The 17,244-nt window shown below is 70.2% G+C and carries 17 protein-coding genes; 2 read left to right on the forward strand and 15 right to left on the reverse strand.

The window, feature by feature from the left end:
• The first annotated feature begins 139 nt into the window (after positions 1-139).
• Positions 140-904, forward strand: a complete 765-nt coding sequence (locus GIY23_RS19945; RefSeq protein WP_154078054.1) for an IclR family transcriptional regulator — start codon at positions 140-142, stop codon at positions 902-904.
• Between the two features lie 130 nt (positions 905-1,034).
• Here GIY23_RS19945 and tsaE read toward each other — a convergent pair whose 3' ends face one another.
• From tsaE to GIY23_RS19965, 4 genes are all read right to left on the reverse strand, one after another.
• A complete protein-coding gene (gene tsaE / locus GIY23_RS19950; protein ID WP_154079004.1) occupies positions 1,035-1,517 on the reverse strand; it encodes a tRNA (adenosine(37)-N6)-threonylcarbamoyltransferase complex ATPase subunit type 1 TsaE in 483 nt (160 codons plus the stop codon).
• Complete coding sequence (locus GIY23_RS19955) at positions 1,514-2,635, reverse strand: alpha/beta fold hydrolase (RefSeq protein WP_154078055.1); 1,122 nt, start codon at positions 2,633-2,635, stop codon at positions 1,514-1,516. Before GIY23_RS19955 ends, tsaE begins: the two co-directional genes overlap by 4 nt.
• A complete protein-coding gene (gene alr / locus GIY23_RS19960; protein ID WP_154078056.1) occupies positions 2,632-3,780 on the reverse strand; it encodes an alanine racemase in 1,149 nt (382 codons plus the stop codon). Before alr ends, GIY23_RS19955 begins: the two co-directional genes overlap by 4 nt.
• A 95-nt stretch (positions 3,781-3,875) precedes the next feature.
• Positions 3,876-5,405 (reverse strand): NAD(P)H-hydrate dehydratase, encoded by a 1,530-nt coding sequence (locus GIY23_RS19965; RefSeq protein WP_154078057.1) that lies wholly within the window; start codon positions 5,403-5,405, stop codon positions 3,876-3,878.
• A 249-nt stretch (positions 5,406-5,654) separates the two neighbouring features.
• Here GIY23_RS19965 and GIY23_RS19970 point away from each other — a divergent pair, with 249 nt between their 5' ends.
• Complete coding sequence (locus GIY23_RS19970; protein ID WP_154078058.1) at positions 5,655-6,470, forward strand: dienelactone hydrolase family protein; 816 nt, start codon at positions 5,655-5,657, stop codon at positions 6,468-6,470.
• Between the two features lie 180 nt (positions 6,471-6,650).
• On the opposite strand, the gene GIY23_RS19975 is transcribed toward GIY23_RS19970, so the two are convergent.
• The 11 genes from GIY23_RS19975 to GIY23_RS20020 form a co-directional block, all read right to left on the reverse strand.
• Complete coding sequence (locus tag GIY23_RS19975) at positions 6,651-7,064, reverse strand: hypothetical protein (RefSeq protein WP_154078059.1); 414 nt, start codon at positions 7,062-7,064, stop codon at positions 6,651-6,653.
• Positions 7,061-10,081, reverse strand: a complete 3,021-nt coding sequence (locus GIY23_RS19980) for a WXG100 family type VII secretion target (protein ID WP_154078060.1) — start codon at positions 10,079-10,081, stop codon at positions 7,061-7,063. The genes GIY23_RS19975 and GIY23_RS19980 overlap by 4 nt, the downstream gene beginning before the upstream one ends.
• Positions 10,081-10,383 carry a type VII secretion target gene (locus GIY23_RS19985; RefSeq protein ID WP_154078061.1) on the reverse strand — a complete coding sequence of 101 codons (303 nt, stop codon included), beginning with the start codon at positions 10,381-10,383 and terminating at the stop codon, positions 10,081-10,083. The genes GIY23_RS19980 and GIY23_RS19985 overlap by 1 nt, the downstream gene beginning before the upstream one ends.
• Positions 10,384-10,552: 169 nt before the next feature.
• Entirely contained in the window at positions 10,553-10,771 is a 219-nt protein-coding gene (locus GIY23_RS19990; protein ID WP_154078062.1) for a hypothetical protein, read from the reverse strand.
• A 198-nt stretch (positions 10,772-10,969) separates the two neighbouring features.
• A complete protein-coding gene (locus GIY23_RS22715; protein ID WP_187351947.1) occupies positions 10,970-11,131 on the reverse strand; it encodes a hypothetical protein in 162 nt (53 codons plus the stop codon).
• 136 nt (positions 11,132-11,267) lie between these two features.
• Positions 11,268-12,599, reverse strand: coding sequence for a phosphoglucosamine mutase (glmM, locus tag GIY23_RS19995; RefSeq protein WP_154078063.1), 1,332 nt, complete (start codon positions 12,597-12,599; stop codon positions 11,268-11,270).
• A 136-nt stretch (positions 12,600-12,735) separates the two neighbouring features.
• A complete protein-coding gene (gene rpsI / locus GIY23_RS20000) occupies positions 12,736-13,290 on the reverse strand; it encodes a 30S ribosomal protein S9 (RefSeq protein WP_228717412.1) in 555 nt (184 codons plus the stop codon).
• A gap of 14 nt (positions 13,291-13,304) precedes the next feature.
• Positions 13,305-13,748: a 50S ribosomal protein L13 gene (gene rplM, locus GIY23_RS20005; protein WP_154078064.1), complete on the reverse strand. Its 444-nt coding sequence runs from the start codon at positions 13,746-13,748 to the stop codon at positions 13,305-13,307.
• 375 nt (positions 13,749-14,123) lie between these two features.
• Positions 14,124-14,411, reverse strand: a complete 288-nt coding sequence (locus tag GIY23_RS20010) for a WXG100 family type VII secretion target (protein WP_154078065.1) — start codon at positions 14,409-14,411, stop codon at positions 14,124-14,126.
• A 60-nt stretch (positions 14,412-14,471) separates the two neighbouring features.
• Positions 14,472-14,780, reverse strand: coding sequence for a WXG100 family type VII secretion target (locus tag GIY23_RS20015; protein ID WP_154078066.1), 309 nt, complete (start codon positions 14,778-14,780; stop codon positions 14,472-14,474).
• A 545-nt stretch (positions 14,781-15,325) separates the two neighbouring features.
• A complete protein-coding gene (locus tag GIY23_RS20020) occupies positions 15,326-17,170 on the reverse strand; it encodes a type VII secretion-associated protein (protein ID WP_154078067.1) in 1,845 nt (614 codons plus the stop codon).
• Positions 17,171-17,244 lie beyond the last annotated feature (74 nt).

Here is a 17,244-nt window from a genome sequence, read left to right on the forward strand (position 1 = left end):
CACAACGGGTATGATTTTCTGCATCGTGGATATTAGTTTTCGCCATACGTGACGAGCAACATGAGCTGGGGCACGTCCGCGGCCACTAGACTGCACTCGTCCGCACACGTCCCGCGCCCGATCGGAAGGACCGCAGCCGATGTCGACCGCCGCAGGCCGCAGCGGAGGTGTGCAGTCGATCGAGCGCACCTTCGACCTGCTCGAAGAGCTCGCCGACGCGGGCGGCGAGATGACCCTCTCCGAGCTCGCCGACGCCTCCGGACTGCCGCTGCCGACCATTCACCGGATCATGAAAACGCTGGTGGGCTCGGGATACGTGCGCCAGCAGCCCTCGCGGCGCTACGCACTGGGGCCGCGGCTCATCCGCCTCGGCGAAACCGCAAGCCGGGCGCTCGGCTCGTTCGCGCGCCCCTATCTCGCGCAGCTCACCGAGGCGACCGGTGAAACCTCGAACATGGCGGTCCTCGACTCCGACCAGATCGTCTACGTCGCGCAGAACCCCTCGATGCACTCGATGCGGATGTTCACCGAAGTCGGACGGCGAGTGAACGCCCACGCGACCGCAGTGGGCAAGGCGATGATGGCCGAGTTGTCCGACGACGTCGTCACGCAGCTACTCACCCGCGCCGGAATGCCGCCCGCGACGGAACGCACCCTCACCACCGTCGACGGGATGCACAAGGAACTCGACGCGATCCGCGAGCGTGGCTACTCGGTGGACGACGGCGAACAGGAAGTCGGGGTGCGATGCTTCGCCGTCGCCGTGCCCGGGGCACCGGCCGGCGCTGCGATCTCCATCAGCGGGCCGGAAGGGCGCATGACGCGCATCGCCACCGACGAGATCATCCCCACGATGCAGCGGCTCGCCCAGGAGCTCTCCAAGGAGTTCGACACCACCGTGTGAGTGCCCGGGTGACCGAGAGGCCATTGTGGAGCTTGGGTAAGTGGTCGAGACCGACGCTTCTCACCCCGGGGCAGGCCGAGCCCGCGAGACCGTGCACTACGGGCACAGCTGCCAGGTACCAAACGCCCTGTCAGGAACGCGGCGCCCGGGCGTCGGCCAACAGCGACGCCGCCCGTTCAGTCCACTGAGGACTGTTGGCTTCGAGTCGGAGTTCCCGGACGTCGTCAGGGCGACGATGCAGACGCACCAGCAGATGCTCGTCCGCCAGCTGTTCGGCCACCCCCGATCCCCATTCGACGACGACCGCCGCCTCCGTGAGATCGGTTTCGAGGTCGAGGTCCTCCACCTCGTCCAATCCGGACAGTCGATACGCGTCGACGTGCACGAGCACCGGGCCGTCGCCCTCCGGACGGTGCACCCGCGCGATGACGAATGTCGGCGACGTCACCGGACCGCTCACGCCCATGCCCGTCGCGATTCCTCGCGCCAACACGGTCTTGCCCGCACCCAGCGGGCCGTCGAGCAGCACCAGGTCGCCCGCGCGCAGCACTGCGCCGAGGCGGCGGCCGAACTCCAGCGCGTCCGACTCCTCGGGCAGCTCCAGCACCGTCACGTCCGCGACCTCGACCGCCCGCGCAGCCACTTCGCCACGCCCCGCTTCCCCGTCGCACGCCGCGCCAACTCCGCCAGGTGCGACGTGACGAGCTCGTGCTGCTCCAGCATCACCATGTGCCCCGCCTCGGAGGCGCGCACCAGCTTCGCGTCGGGCAGCTCCTCCGCGATCACTTCGGCGTGCGAGAAGGGCGTCAACTTGTCGCTGTCCCCACTGAGCACCAGCACGTCGCAATGACGCAACCCGGCCAGCGCCGCCTTGCGGTCGTGGGAGCCGATCGTGTCGAGGAAATCCGTCACCGCCGACACCGACGTGCCGTCGATCATGTCCCCCATCAGGTCCACGAGCGACGGGCTCACGTGCCGGTCACCGAACGCCAGCGCGCGGACGAGGCTCCACGTCAGGTGCCTGCCGCTCTTGCGGGCCAGCTCGATCAGCGCCGGCTGCAGACCGGCCGCGACGCCGAGTCCCCGCGTGACCGGGTTGTACTTGGACAGCCATGGCTTCGGCAACCCGGAAGCACCGATCGCGCCCGCCGAGGTGCCGATCAACGCGATCGAACGCACCCGATCCTGGAACACCTCGGGTTTCTGCTCGGCCAGCGCCATGATCGTCATACCGCCCATGGAATGGCCCACCAGCATCAACGGTCCGCGCCCGGCGGTCGACCGGATCACCGCGTCGAGATCCTTGCCGAGCTGCTCGATCGTGCTGCGCTTGCGCGCGGACCGACCGGATTTTCCGTGGCTGCGCTGGTCGTAGAGCACCACCCGCACTCGCGGGTCGGCCAGCTCGGGCAGATCGCGGCGCTGGAAATGCCAGCACCGCATGTCGAGCGAGAACCCGTGCACCAGCACGACGGTCAGTTCGGCCTCGCCGCCATCGGCGGGCTTGACCTCCTGCACCGCCAGCGGAACCCCGTCGTCGGCGGCCACAGTGGACTGCCGGTCCGGCGGGAGCTCGCCGAGCGATTCGCCCGCGTACGGGTCGTCTTCGGCGCCCTCGCGGCGCTGCGCGGCGACGCGGGAACTCCGCGCGGCGACTCCGACGACCGCACCGGTCACGGCGGCGCCGACCACGCCGCCGCCCCACGCTGCCGCCTGCCACAGGGGTTTCACGTCGTGACCTCCGGTTCCACGACCGTCCGACTCACCCTCGGACGGAACATTCCCGTGACGACCTCGTAGTGGATCGTGCCCAGCTCGCGAGCCCAGTCGGCAGCGGTGGGCTCACCGTGATCGCCAGGCCCGAACAGCAGAACCTCGTCGCCCACCGCGACGGGGTCGTCACCGCAATCGACCACGATCTGGTCCATGCACACCCGGCCCACCTGCGGTCGCAGAGCATCCGCGAGCCACACGGCCAGCCGACCGGACAGCACACGGGGAACGCCGTCGCCGTACCCGACGGGGACCAGCGCCAGCGTCGTCTCGCGTTCCGCGGTCCACGTGTGCCCGTAGGACACGCGCTCTCCGGCGGCGACACGCTTGGTCAGCACGACCGACGACCGGAACGTCATGGCGGGAACGAGCCCGTGGTCACCGTGCTCCGGCACGGGATCCAGCCCGTAGGCGGCGATCCCCACCCGCACCATCTCGAAGTGCAGTTCGGGTCGGGTCAACGTCGCCGCCGAGTTCGCCAGGTGCCGCTCCGGCGACAATCCCGCCCGGCGAGCCTGGACGTAGGCCGCGTGAAACCGTTCGGCCTGCTCGTCGATCGACGGGTGGTCGAGCTCGTCGGCGCACGCCAGGTGCGACCACACGGCGAGCACCCGGACCGACCCCGTGTCCTCGGCACGGGCGGCGGCGGTCACCAGCTCGTGCCACAGGTGCGCCGGACAGCCGTTGCGGTTCAGCCCGGTGTCGATCTTCAGGTGCACCCGGGCAGTTCGGCCGACCTGGTCGGCTGCCTTCGCGATCTCGTGGAGAGTCTCCAGCGACGAAGCCGACAGCGCCACGTCCTCCCGCACGGCGGGGCGGAAGTCCTCGCCGGGCCCGTGCAGCCACGCCATCAGCGGCGCGGTGATGTCGTGCGCACGCAGGTCGAGCGCTTCGGTCACGGAGGCGACGCCGAGTTCGTCGGCTCCGGCGGCGAGAGCCGCGCGTGCCACCGTGACGGCGCCGTGGCCGTAGCCGTCGGACTTGACGACGACCATGGTCCGGGCGCCGGAGGCGGCGGCACGGGACGCGAGGACCGCGACGTTGCGACGGAGCGCGCCGACGTCAATGCGCAGGTCGGCGCGGCGCGCGGTCTCCTCCTTCATGGCACGACCATCGTCGCATACGGCCGGAACGCCCGAGTGCCGGTATCGCCCGCGTCACAGGCCCGCCGCAGCGCAGGCGCGCGACGCTCGGCGGTTCAGGTTCCGACGGTGGAGCGGACCGTGCTGATGGCGTCCGGCAGCGCCGCAAGCAGCGGTGAGGCCCCCGCGGGCGAACCGGCAGACCCGTCCCGCGCGGGTGCGCCGGGCACGGTGTGGCCGCCGGTGGCGGCGATCTCGGCGGCGACCGAGTGCACGTAGGCCGCGCTCGCGCACGCGATCAACGGGTCGAGGTCGGAGGCGAGCAATGCCCCGATGAGCCCGGTGAGCACGTCACCCGACCCCGCCGTCGCAGGCCAGGCGTGCGCGAACGCGTTCACCAGCACCCGCCCGTCCGGCGCCGCGACCACCGTCGAATGCCCCTTGAGCAGCACGGTCGCGTCGAACCGCTCCGCCGCGCTCCGCGCCGCCGCGACCCGGTCCGTCCCCGGGTCGCCTGCGAGCCTGCTGAACTCACCGGCGTGCGGGGTCAGCACCAGCGGCGTGTCCGGGTCCCGTGCGTCCCACACGGACGAGTCCTCGGCCAACAGCGTGATCGCGTCGGCGTCGGCGATCACCGGCACCCCGGACTCCAGGACCCGCACGAGCACCTCCCGGCCGCTGCCACCGGTGCCGATGCCGGGCCCGACGGACCATGCCTGCACCCGGCCCGCGTCGCCGACCGAACCGGTGGCGACGACCTCGGGACGTGCGGACCGGACGACGTCGGCCGCCGGGCCCGCGTACCGCACCATGCCGGAGGTCGCGGCCACTGCCGCTCCGCTGGTCAGCACGGCCGCCCCCGGGTACGTCGCGGAACCGGCCGCGACCCCGACGACGCCCTGGCTGTACTTGTCGTCGTCGGGTGCGGGCACCGGCCACACCGCCCCGACGTCCTCGGCGTCCAGCATCAGCAGGTCCGGCCGACCCCAGTGGTCGTCGAGTCCGATGTCGGCGACCACGATCTCCCCGGCGCGGGTCGCACCCGCGCCGAGCACATGACAGGCGCGGAGTCCGCCGAAGGTGACCGTCACGTCGGCGTCGACGACGACGCCGTCCTCGGTGCCCGTCGTCGGATCCACACCACTGGGGAGGTCCACGGCGAGGACGGGAACCTCGACGCGGCGCACGAGTTCGGCCGCGGTCGGTCGTAGTCCACTGTGCGCGGAGAGCCCGACGATGCCGTCGACGACGAGGTCCGCCCGGTCCAGCGCCTCCACCGCCTCGGCCCCGATCCCGGAGGTGTCGGCACCGGCGCCCTCCGCCTCGACGACTCCGCCGCCGGCGCGGCGCAGCGCGGCAAGCCCCTCCGCGTGGGCGCGTTCGGGCACGAGCAGGACGGCGGTGACCCCGACCCCGCGACGTCGCAGGAACGCACCGGCCCACAACGCGTCGCCACCGTTGTTGCCCGCACCGACGAGCAGCGTGACGTGCCGGCCGGGAACGCCGCCGGTGGCGTCCCGCAGGAGCCGTGCGCAGTGCACCGCGACCGCCCACGCCGCGCGGCGCATCACCGTCGGTTCCGCGACCTGCTCGAAAAGCCGCTGCTCTGCCGCACGCACGCTCTCCGGCGTCCACACTCCCTGCACGAGCACTCCCTCGGTCGGCGACGCCACCAGGTTCCGCGATCACCCGGACGCGCGCCACCCCGTGACAAGCTGCCCCTGATCTGCGGTGGTGGTCGTGTACCCGGCGTCCCAGCCTGCCGACCACGCGAGCCCATGCCGCCGTCGGGCATCGCCGGTCATGGACCACCTACCCATGCTCCACATGCACTCTGAGCGCCCACGCCGTGCCGGAGCCCGTGCGGAAGGCCGACATCAGCTACCGTTCCCGTCATGGCGCGGACGAAGAAGGTGCTGGAGGAACTCTCGCAGCGAGGGCCGCACGAGGTCCTGCACGGTGACCTCGCACTGGTCGGGCTGCCGGGGATCGTGTGCACCCCGAAAAGCGGTCTCGGTCTGCCCGCCGTGGCGGTCGGTCACGGATGGCTGCAACCCGCGCGCCGCTACCTGGGGCTGCTGCGACACCTCGCCTCGTGGGGAATCGTCGCGGCGGCTCCCGGCACGCACCAGAGCCCCTTCGCCTCGCACCGGCTGATGTCGTCGGACCTGGCGACCACATTGGACATATGTACGCAGGTCCGGCTCGGCGACGGGCAGATCAGCGTCGACCCGAAGCGTCTCGGCGTCGCCGGACACGCGATGGGCGGCGGCTGCGCGATCCTCACCGCAGCGACCGACGACCGGGTCAAGGCGGTGGCCACGATGGCCGTCACCGAAACTCGGCCGTCCGCGATCGCCGCCGCTGAGAAAATCACCGTGCCCGGTCTGCATCTCGCCGGCGAGAAGGACCTCCTCGCTCCGGCCGTCTCCCATGCCGAACCGATCAGCACGGGGTGGGCCGGGCCGGTGCAACTGCGCACCGTGAAGAAGGCCGACCATCTCGCGTTCACCGAGGGCAGGCACTGGACCGAGATCGTCCTGCACGGCAAACCGCAGTACCGCACCCAGCGGCTGTCCCGGGCACTGATCACCGCGTTCCTGCTGCGTCACCTCGCAGGGGACAAGCGCGGCGCGCCGGTACTCGACGCCGACGTCCCCGGCTGCGCCATCGATTCGGAGCACTCGCGAGAAGCGGCCGCAGCAGCCTGACGCCGGTCGCTGACCGGCCCGGCTTGCCGCTCGCGGCGTCGGGGTCGCCTCGAGTACCCGCACGTACGCAGCGGCGACCCCTGCCTTGCGAGCGACAACCTGCAACGCGCGGGCTGAGCACGCAAGACCATGCCCTGACGGACATCACGACAAGACCACAGACAGGCGCTCAGCCCCCGACTACCGCAACCAGCTTTGGTTCTCGAAGTCGTCGTCATCGTCGTCGAACACCGGACGCCGCGCAGGCGCCTTCGGTTGCGCGGGAGCAACCGGTTGAGCCGGAACGGGCTGCCGGGACACCGGCTGCTCCTCGACCTCGTCGTCGTCCGTGGCGAGGTCGATCTCGTAGCTGTCGCGTTCCCGCGCCGCCCAGGTCGGCTTCTCGGGTTCACTCGGCGTCGTCATCGACTCCGCGAGCTCGGTGATCTCCGCGCGCTTCTCGGCGGACCGGCGAGCCAGCTCGTCGTTACGTTCCTTCGACGCGTCCTCTGCGGCCTTGATCGCGTCCTTGCGCCCCTCGGCGGCATGCCGGTGCCGAGCGACCAGCGTGACGATCTCGTCGGCGACCTTCTGGTTGACCGGGACCATGCTCACCTCTGCTTGTCCTCACCGAGCACCGACTGGAACCGGACCCGCGACTGCTCCGTGCCGTCGTCGAAAAGCTGCCCCTCGGTGCGCCACGGACTCGAGTTGCTCCGCTCCTGGTCGCCGCCCTGCTGTGCGGCGCCTCCCATGGCACCCATGCCCATCATGCCGCCGCCCGCACCGCCACTCTGGCCCTGGCCGCCTGCGCCACTCGACGAGCCGCCGCCTGCCGCACCGCCATCGCCTCCCATCGACGCGAGCCCGGTGCTGCCCTGGGAACTTCCCTGCGAAGGGGTGTCGTCGCCGAGACTCGGCAGTCCCGTGGACCCGGGGTTCGAGCCCCACAAGCCGTTGCCGCCGTGCTGCACTCCGCCGTCGGAACCGCCGAAGAGCTGGCCGGAGTGGCTGCCGAACGAACGTCCCCCGTCGTCGGGCACCGGGGTGAACCCGCCGGAGGACGACGTGAAACCCGCCGACTGTGCCGTGGTCGCCGCCGGCCCACCGGCGGCACCCGCCGTGTCGGCAGTCGTGCTCGGCTCGACGGGCGCAGCGGGCGTGCCGCCCAGCGCCGGGTCCGCGTCCGTTGCCGAAGCAGGCTCGAACGATGCCTGTGCGGCTGGAGCCGCCGCGGCGACATCGCCCTCGGCGGACATCGCACCACCCGGCTGGCCGAAGACCGCCCCCTCCGGAGTCGGTGCCGGTGCCGGAATCCCGTTGCCGACAGAGGTGTTCTGCTCGGGAATCCCGCCGCCGGGCTCGCCCGGCATCGCGCCGGGTTCCTCGCTGCCGAACCCGATCGTCTGGTTCACCGGGGGCGTGCCGTCGCCGTTGTCGATGTCGACGCGCACCTCACCCTCCGGGGTGCGCTCGATCGTGATCGTGCGGTCCCCGTCCTCGATGACGGCCTGACCGTCGGCGTCGGGTTGGAGCGGAATCGTCTCCCCCTCGGCACCGGCGCCCGGCATCTGCGCGCCCGGCATTCCCGGTGCGCCGGGCACGGGCTGGCCGGGCATGCCACCGGCACCAGGCTGCGGCTGAGGAGGAAGGCCTCCGGGAGCTCCTTCGCCACCCTGCGGGGGGAAGGCGATGTCGTAGGTCTTGGGCTGACCGTCCTCGCCGACGATCGTGACCTGGGTACGACCGTCGGGCGCGGGCTCCTGCACGGTCACCGCGTCGTCGCCCTCGCCGAGCGTGACCTCCTCCGGCGCCGAGTCCTCATGGCCGGAGGGCTCGGGCATCTCCGGCATGCCCACGTCCGGCGGCTTCGGCATCTCGGGCGCGGCGCCACCACCCGGCGGCATACCGCCCGTCCCCGCGCCGCCACCGGACGGCGTGCCGCCCGAGCCGCTGCCACTGGGCTGAGTGGCGGTCGGTTGGTTGCCGGTCTGCTGGCCGGTCTGCTGGTGACTGCTCGGCTCGTTGCCGACCTGCTGAGTCGTGCCCGGCTCGTCGCCCGAGGGTTCCGTGGTGTCCTTGCTGGACGGTGGAGGAGCGAACGGGTCACTCGTCTGCCCGGCTTGCAGCATCTGGTCGTAGGCCTGCTTGACGGTGTCCTGCGACGCGGTCGTCTGCTGATCGAACTCGTCGAGCTTGGTCTGCATCTCCGGCACGAACACGGTGTCGCACCACTGCTTGGCGTCGTCGATGATCTGCTGACGGATCTGCCCGGCGACCTCGGGGCCGTTCGTGATGGCGGCCAGTCCCGGCAGCACGCCACTCACGATCGCCCCGGCGGCAGCCTTCACCGGGTTCTCCATGATGTGCGAGCCGATACCCCCGAAGATGTCGTCCAGGCCGACGTCGTCCAGGTCCGAGAGGTTCAGGTCGCCCTTGGCCTTGCGGATCTCGTCGTCGACCCGGTCGGGTTCCTTGTCGCCGACGACCAGCTGCTCGCCCAGGTCCACGACGAACGTCGCGTACTCGCGCACGGTCTGCTGGATGCCGTCGACCGCAGGCGGGATCGCGCCGCCGAACCTCTCGAGGTCCGCGGCGATCGTGCCACCGCCCTCGACGGTGGTGCCGACCTTGGCGCCCGCTGCAGTGGCCGCGTCGCCCTGCCAGGTCTGCGCGGCCGTGCGGTAACCACGGTCCATGCTGTCGTTCTGCTCGACCAGCGCCTGCTGAACCCGGCCCAGTCGCTCGGCGTCCTCCCGGAAAGCGGCGAAGTCGATCCCGCGCAGCTCGTCGTAGCGGCGGCAGATCTCGCCCTGGTGATCCGGTGCGGAGCCGGTCCAGTCCTGCAGTCGCGGGAGGAACACCTCGAAGAACTTCAGTCCCACCGCGCCGTGGTCGAGCAGCTCGTCGGACTTGCCGACCGGGCCCGTGTCCTCCAGCGCCTTCCGGGACTCCTCGGTCGTCTCGGTGTGCTCGTCCTTGAGCGCGTTGCCGACCGCCTTGAGACCACTACCGATTCCGTCGATCACGCCGCCGGCGAGATCTGTGACGCCCTCGAACGCGCCCTTCGCGACGTGACCGACACCTTCGGCGACACCACCGACGACCTCACCGGCACCGCTGGCCACACCGCCGAGCACGTCCCCGGCGCCCTCGGCCACCCCGCTCGCGACGTCCCCGGCCGCCCGCGCATGCCCCTTCAGTGCCTCGGCCGCTCCGCCGGCGACTCCCTCGACGTAGTCGCCCTCGGCGAACTCGCGGTTCATCGTCTCGGCGGCACGACGGCCACCGGTGGCGAGTTCGCCCGCGCCGTCCGCGACCCCCTCGCCAACGCTGTTCGCAGCGTCGACGCCACCGCCGACGACTTCGTCGATGCCGTCGGCGGCGCCGCGCAGCGCCGATTCGTGCCCGTTGACCACACCGCCGAGGACGTCACCGCCGCCGCTGACCACGCCTCCTGCGACGTCCCCGACCACTTCGTGGTGGCCGGCCGCGAGGTCACCGAACGCTTCCGCCGGACCACCGACTTCGGCACCTCCGGCTTCGAGAACCTCGGCGTTCTCGCGGCTGCGATCCGAGAGCCAGTCATCCGCCGCGTCCCCGGCGTCCCCGATCTTGTCTCCGACCGCCATCAGACCTGCACGCTCCTCACGTGCCCGATGCCGTCCTCATCGCTGGAGTCGTACTGCGTGGCCGAGGCGCTGAAGTCCTCGGACAGTTCCGAGGACTTGCCGGCGAAGCCGTCGATGGTGCCCCGGAACTGTTCGATCAGCTGCCGATACCGGTCGCCGACCTCCGGGAACTTGCGTCCGGTGACCGCACCGGTCACGCGGCTCTCGGACAGCGCATCGGCCTGCCCCCTGATGGCCTCGGCACTGTTCGAGAAACTGGCGGACGCCCTCGTCAGGTCGTTGCCCGACGTCTGCACTGTCATCGTTCCCGGTCCCCCTTCGCATCCGGTACGGCATGGTCTGTCCTCGGACGGGCTGCGTCGTCCGCCGGTTCCCACGAACCGACGCGCCCACCGAACGAAGATCTTCGCAGACCACCCGAACGCGGCGGCCCGATTCCACAGACTGTTTGCGGACGCAAGGCCCGTCCGGTCAGTGGTGTCCGTGGTCAGGCGGCTGGCCCGAACGCGACGCAGGACCGTAGCGGTCGCGATGCGCGGACGGCTGGGAGCGCTTGTGTGACCTGGCGAGGAAAAGGATCGCGGCGACGGAGCCGCCGACGACCAGCAGGATCAGCACGGCCTTCCCAAACAAGAACCCCAGTGCCAGTGCGAGTTCCCACGCGCCGACTCCGCCTACGCCCACGCCCACGAAGCCATCCCCCAAGACAAGCCCGCCTCGCATCCCACCTGGACATCAACAGTGGCGCAGTCTGGCACGCGGTGTGCAGCCCAGAAGGTCAGAACGGCCAGCCGACGAGGACGACCGAGCCGAGCAGGCCGAGCCCGATGACGGCGAGCGGCATCAGCACGACGGCGATGAAGCCCTCGAACCGGTCCATGGTCAACCTCAGTGGAGCGCCTTACGACGGCTCAGGTACCAGGACCCGCCGTCGTGCGCCGCGTTGATCGCCTTGAGCCCGGCGAGCGCGAACACGGACAGAACAACCATGCCCACGACCAGACCGACCGCGAGCACACCGACAGCGAGGGCGACAGCAATGGCGCTCATGTGTGCATGGTCTCACATGAGCCAGATCACCGGGAGACTCCGCTCACAACTGACTTTTCACACTTCCGTGCGTGTGATGTGAACTCACCCGTTCGGAGGCGTGAGTCTTTTTGGTGGCTATAGGCACCACAAAGGCTCACGCGCCGCCGACGACCTTCGCGAGGCGATCGGCGGTCTCCTGAGCGATCTCGCCGCTCGGCGCCTCGACCATCACCCGGACCAACTGCTCCGTGCCGGACTTGCGCAGCAGTACCCGGCCGGACTCGCCGAGTTCGGCCTCCGCGACCGCCACAGCCTCGGTGACCTGCGGCGCAGCGACCACCGCATGCTTGTCGTCCACGCGGACGTTGACCAGCACCTGGGGCAGCCGGGTCATCACAGCCGCAAGCTCGGCGAGACCACGGCCCGTTCCCGCCATCCGGCTCATGATCCGCAAGCCGGTGAGCAGCCCGTCCCCGGTGGTCGCGTAGCCGGGAAGCACCACGTGCCCGGACTGCTCGCCGCCCAGCGAGTACGCGCCCGCACGCAGCTCCTCCAGGACGTACCGGTCGCCGACCGCGGTCGTCCGCAACGTCACCCCGTGCTCGCGCATCGCCAGATGCAGACCGAGGTTGCTCATCACGGTGGCCACCAGCGTGTCGGCGGCGAGTTCGCCTGACTCGCACATGTCGACGGCGAGCATCGCCATGATCTGGTCACCGTCGACCACGGCCCCGGTGGCGTCCACCGCAAGGCACCGGTCCGCGTCCCCGTCGTGTGCCAGCCCCAGATCCGCCCCGTGCTCCAGCACAGCGGCGCGCACCGACTCCAGATGCGTCGAGCCGACGCCGTCGTTGATGTTGAGCCCGTCCGGATCAGCGTGCAGCGGAATCACCTCGGCGCCCGCCCGGCGATACGCCTCCGGCGCTGCGTAGGCGGCTGCGCCGTTCGCACAGTCCACGACGACCCGAACCCCGTCCAGTCGCTGCGGTGTCGCCACCAGCAGGTGATCGACGTACTGCTGCACAGCGTTCGGAGCATCGCGAACGCGGCCGACATGGACGCCCGTCGGTCGTTGCACGGTCTCGTCCAGCCGGGAGGCGATCTCGTCCTCGACCGCGTCCGGCAACTTGTTCCCACCCGCCGAGAACAACTTGATGCCGTTGTCCGGCATCGGATTGTGCGAAGCCGAGATCATCACACCGATGTCCGCTCCCAGCGCGGCGACCAGATGGGCCACCGCCGGTGTGGGCAGCACGCCGACCCGCAGCACGTCCGCACCGGCCGACGTCAGACCGGCCGTCACCGCGGCCTCCAGCATCTCGCCACTGGCCCGCGGGTCACGCCCCACCAACGCGACCCGGCGTCGCGAATCGTCCCGGTCGTAGAGAACCCGCGCCGCGGCCGACGACAACGACAACGCCAGCTCCGGAGTCAGCTCCGCGTTGGCCAGCCCCCGCACCCCATCGGTTCCGAACAAACGGGACATCTACGGCAGATCCTCCTGATAGTCGACGACAGGATAGGGCGACCGGGACCGAAACGGGCCCGGAAAACACTGCGGGAGCAGCCCCTCGCCCGGAAAGGACGAGCAACTGCTCCCGCAGGGTGCCTCGGCGGCAGGCTCAGCGCTTGCTGTACTGCGGAGCCTTGCGGGCCTTCTTGAGGCCGTACTTCTTCCGTTCCTTCGCCCGCGAGTCACGGGTGAGCATACCGGCCTTCTTCAGGGCCGGGCGGTCGTCGGCGTCGAGCTGGATGAGCGCGCGGGCGATCGCCATGCGCAGCGCACCGGCCTGCCCGGACGGGCCGCCACCATCGAGGTTCGCGTTCACGTCGAACGCCTCGTCGCGCTCCACCGTCTGGAACGGCTCGCGGATGATCTGCTGGTGCACCTTGTTCGGGAAGTAGTGCTCCAACGGCTTGCCGTTGAGCTTGAAGCCACCGTTACCGGGGACCAGACGGACCCGGGCCCGTGCCTTCTTACGACGGCCGACACTCTGAGCGGCGCGGCCACCGGGCACCGGGACGACCGGAGCCGGTTCGACGGGCGCGGCCGGCTCGGCGACAGCGGCGTCCTCGGCGGGAGCGGCGTCGTCCTCGGCGGGAGCGGCGTCCTCAACGGCGACGTCGTCGACGGCGACGTCCTGGTCGACGGCCTCGTTGTCCGGAGATTCAGTCACGTGCTGTTCCTCGGTCACTTCTTGACCTTCTTGACGTCGAAGGTCTGCGGGTTCTGTGCCTGGTGCGGGTGCTCCGGCCCGGCATAGACCTTGAGCTTCTTGCCCATCGCCCGGCCGAGCTTGTTCTTCGGCAGCATTCCCTTGATGGTCTTCTCCAGCAGCCGCTCGGGGTGCTTGTCCAGCACGTTCCCGAAGGACTCCTTGCGCAGACCGCCCGGGTAGCCGCTGTGGCGGTACTGGAACGCCTGATCGCGCTTGTTCCCGGTCAGCGCCACCTTCTCGGCGTTGACGACGACGACGAAGTCGCCGGTGTCGAGGTGCGGGGCGTAGGTCGGCTTGTGCTTGCCGCGCAGCAGCGTCGCGGCCTGGGTAGCCAGCCGACCGAGCACCACGTCCTCGGCATCGATCACATGCCAGGCGCGGGTCACCTCGCCGGCCTTCGGGCTGTACGTGCGCACGGGTCTACCTCGTCGTCGTTCGCGTCGGAATCTCGGTGCGGTCGGCGTCCCCGATGGACAACCATCGGCATCACGCGGGGTACCACCGGATCGACCCGGGGAACCGGCACGTTCCACGTGTTGCCGGAACCTGTGCCGTTCTGGCCGGCTCTCGGTCGAACACCGCGGTCGCGCACCGCACAACGAAGATTGAGGGTACTCGGTGGCTTTCGGCACGGTCAAAACGGGTCCCCCCGTCCCGGAACGGTCCGGGCCACCTGGACCAGCCTAGCCGGTGGGCGGGCAGCTCCCCGCACCGGCACCCGCCGTGGGGGCCGAAACGACCGCGACCCCGGGGACGCACCCCGGGGTCGCGGAAAGTTCGACAGGCGAAGATCAGCCACCGAAGCGAGCGGCGTTCTTCGACTCACCCGACTGGTAGGAGTCGTTCGCGGCGTTGACGGCCATGCCCATCTTGGCGCAGATCTCCTGCATGTTGGCCGCGGCCTGGTCCCACTCCGCCTGTGCGGCGCGGTAGGCCTCCTGCGCGGAGCCCTCCCAGGTCGCGACGAGCGGCTTGAGCATGCTCTCCAGCTCGTCGAGCTCCTGCTGGATCTTGGCCGAGGTCTGCTGCAGGTCGCTGGCACCCTGGCTGAGCTGGCCGAAGTTGACCTTGATTTCCATTGCCTATCCCCTCAAGAAAGATGTTCGAAGAATGCGTCGAGTCGTACCGGTTCGCGAGAGTCAGCCCAGCATGTTCTGGATCTTGCTCATCTCCTGCGACTGCTCCTCTTCCTGCTGCATGTACTGCGAACCGGAGGTCTTGATGTTCTCCGAGATCTGCCCCAGGTTGCGGTTGATGGTGTCCGCGTTCTGCTTGAACGAGTCCATCAGCTGACGGAACACCTGCGCGGCGCCACCCTGCCACTGCGCCAGCATCGGCTCGAGGTTGCCCTGCAGCTTGCTCACGGCCTGCTCGACGTTGCCGCGGACCTCTTCAACCTGGTTCGCAGCCTTGTCCATCAGCTCTGCGTCGGTACCGAAACCGCTCATCTCGGGTTGACCCCCTTCAATCTGTGGTCACGAAGTGTGGATGTTGGTGCGACGCAGACATTGCCATGTTCGGTTCCACCCTGTCCCGCTTTTCTCGTGATCCCGTTGCTGGTGTAAACACCGCCGACGGAACCCGCAGGTCACGGCCGCATTCGCGGATGCGAAAGGTTTCCTCCCGGAGACTCGAGCGCATTCGCAAACGTGATCGGCGAGGCGCCGCGACGGCGTCGGGGACTCTGATTCGCAGGTGCCAATGCGGCGTTCCGCCGCCACGCGGGAGGAAATCGGGAAACTCGCGGACAAAAATGTGTTCTCACCCACCTCGCTTACAGTGAGCTGTCGTCGTGTCTTGTCAGCGGCGGAGCGCTGAGCGGCAACGACGTACGCAGCCCGACCACCCGCGGGTTCTCAGCGCCATCCTCGCGAGGACAGCGAGTTCGCCGCGTAGGTGGCTACTCAAGAAGTCGATCCCGCAGCGAGGATGGCGCTGAGGTCCCGCCACCCGACCCACCAAGCAAAACCCCCTGTCAGGAGTTCGCACCCTCTCAGTCGCGAACGGTGAGGGAACGGACGACTTGCTCGCACGCACGGCGAACCTCGTCGCCGCTCTGCGGCGTGTACTGACACCCGACGCTGACGCGGGCGGTCCCCGCGTGGACCACGAACCAGTCCACGGTGGCCTGCGGAAGCTGTTCGCGGTAGTGGACGACGTCCTTGCCGCCGAAACTGGCGTCGGCGCGGAAACCCGAGAACGTCCCCGTCTCGGCGACTCCGGCGTCGTAGAGGCCGCGGACCTCGTTCACGGCTCGCTCGCGGTCCGCACCGGCGTCGTAGTCGAGTCGCCCCTCCTGCACGGCGATCCGTCCGCCCCCGGTCGCCGAGGACCTCGGCTCGATCAGCGTCTGCCACTGCTCGGGATCACCACCGGACTGCCGCCACGTCGCGGGGTACTCGAACTCGTAGTCGTACTGGGCCACCGTGCGCCCCGCCTGTTGTCGCGCGTCGCCGTCCTCGCCGATGACGAGGATCCCGACGACGAGAGCCGAGACGACCAGCACGGCGGCACCCGCACCGACCAGCCACGGCGTGCGGTTCGGCTTGGCCGGTGTCGAAGGCGCGTTCACCTGGCGCGTGCGCTCGTTGCCACCGATGACGATCGTGGAGGCTCGGCTCAACGAGTCGCTCGCAGGCACTGATCCCGCTTCGGGCGCCGTGACCTGCTGCGGTGCCGCGAACCCGGGCGACTGGGCGCCCGCGACGCCAGGAGCACGGGTCGGCGTCGCGGGGCCACGGACGGCTGCGGCGGGTAGTCCGCCGGTGCGATCCGGGTCGAGCCGTACCGCGCGCAGCGCTCCACGCGCCACGACCGTCTCCGGCTGGTCCAAAGTGGTCGGAACGACACCGGTGCGTTCGTGCACCAGCCGCGACACCATCGGGATCCGACTCGAACCACCGACGAGGAACACGCCCGCCAGCTGCTGCCTCGGCACGGAACCCTCGCGCAGCGTGCCGGGCACCAGGTCCACCGCCTGTGAGAGTCCCCCTGCGACGAGCCGTTCGAGGTCCGTGCGGGTGACGTGCGCGTCGGAGAACGGCGGCGGCATCGGAACGTCCGTGTAGGCGTGGCGGGACAACGTCTCCTTCGCACCGCGCACGTCCTGGCGCAGCACACGTCTGCGCCGTCGGTCGACCATTTCCCGGCCTTCGACGAGCTGGTGCCAAGCCCCGGGGTCGACGTGCGACACGGTGCGGCCGAGGTGCTCCAGCAGCGCCTGGTCGATGTCGGCGCCACCGAAGTCCGGCCTGCCCTTCGTGGCGAGGACCGGGAAGCGACTGCCTTGCTTGCGCACCACGCTCGCGTCCACCGTCCCGCCCCCCAGGTCGAGCACCGCGAGCGCGCCACCGTCGGGCAGACCGTGGCCGGCCGAGTGGAACACGGCGGCTGCGACCGGTTCCGGCACCAACACCGACTCACGACCGAGTCCCTGCGCAGCCGCCCGCAGCACGCTCGTGCGCACCGAGCCCCAATCGGCCGGGTGAGTGAGCACCAGCAGATCCACCGCTGCGCCGCCCGCGTATCGCCGCGCCTCACCGACGGCGCGCTGCAGGACCGCGCGGATCACGTCGACCACCGGCAGGACGCTGCTGCCCAGCAACAGCTCTCCGTCGTCGATGCGGCGTTTCGGGTGCGGCTCGAACCGGGCCGGGTCGACGGCCGCCTGCCGCTCGGCCTCCTGCCCGACGAACAGCGTGCCGTCCGCGGCCGCGAACACCGCCGACGGCACCAACGGCTGACCGTCGATCACGACGACCTGCGGTTCGGCACCGTCGCGGGACACGACCGTGCAGGTACTGGACGTGCCGAAGTCGACAGCGACGTGCAGGGTCACGCACTACTCCTTCACCGTCGTCGGACGTGGTGCGCAGGCCGGCGGCGCGGCAGGCCCCAAAACGTGGACGACGT

Source organism: Allosaccharopolyspora coralli, from assembly GCF_009664835.1.
Taxonomy (GTDB): Bacteria; Actinomycetota; Actinomycetes; order Mycobacteriales; family Pseudonocardiaceae; genus Allosaccharopolyspora; species Allosaccharopolyspora coralli.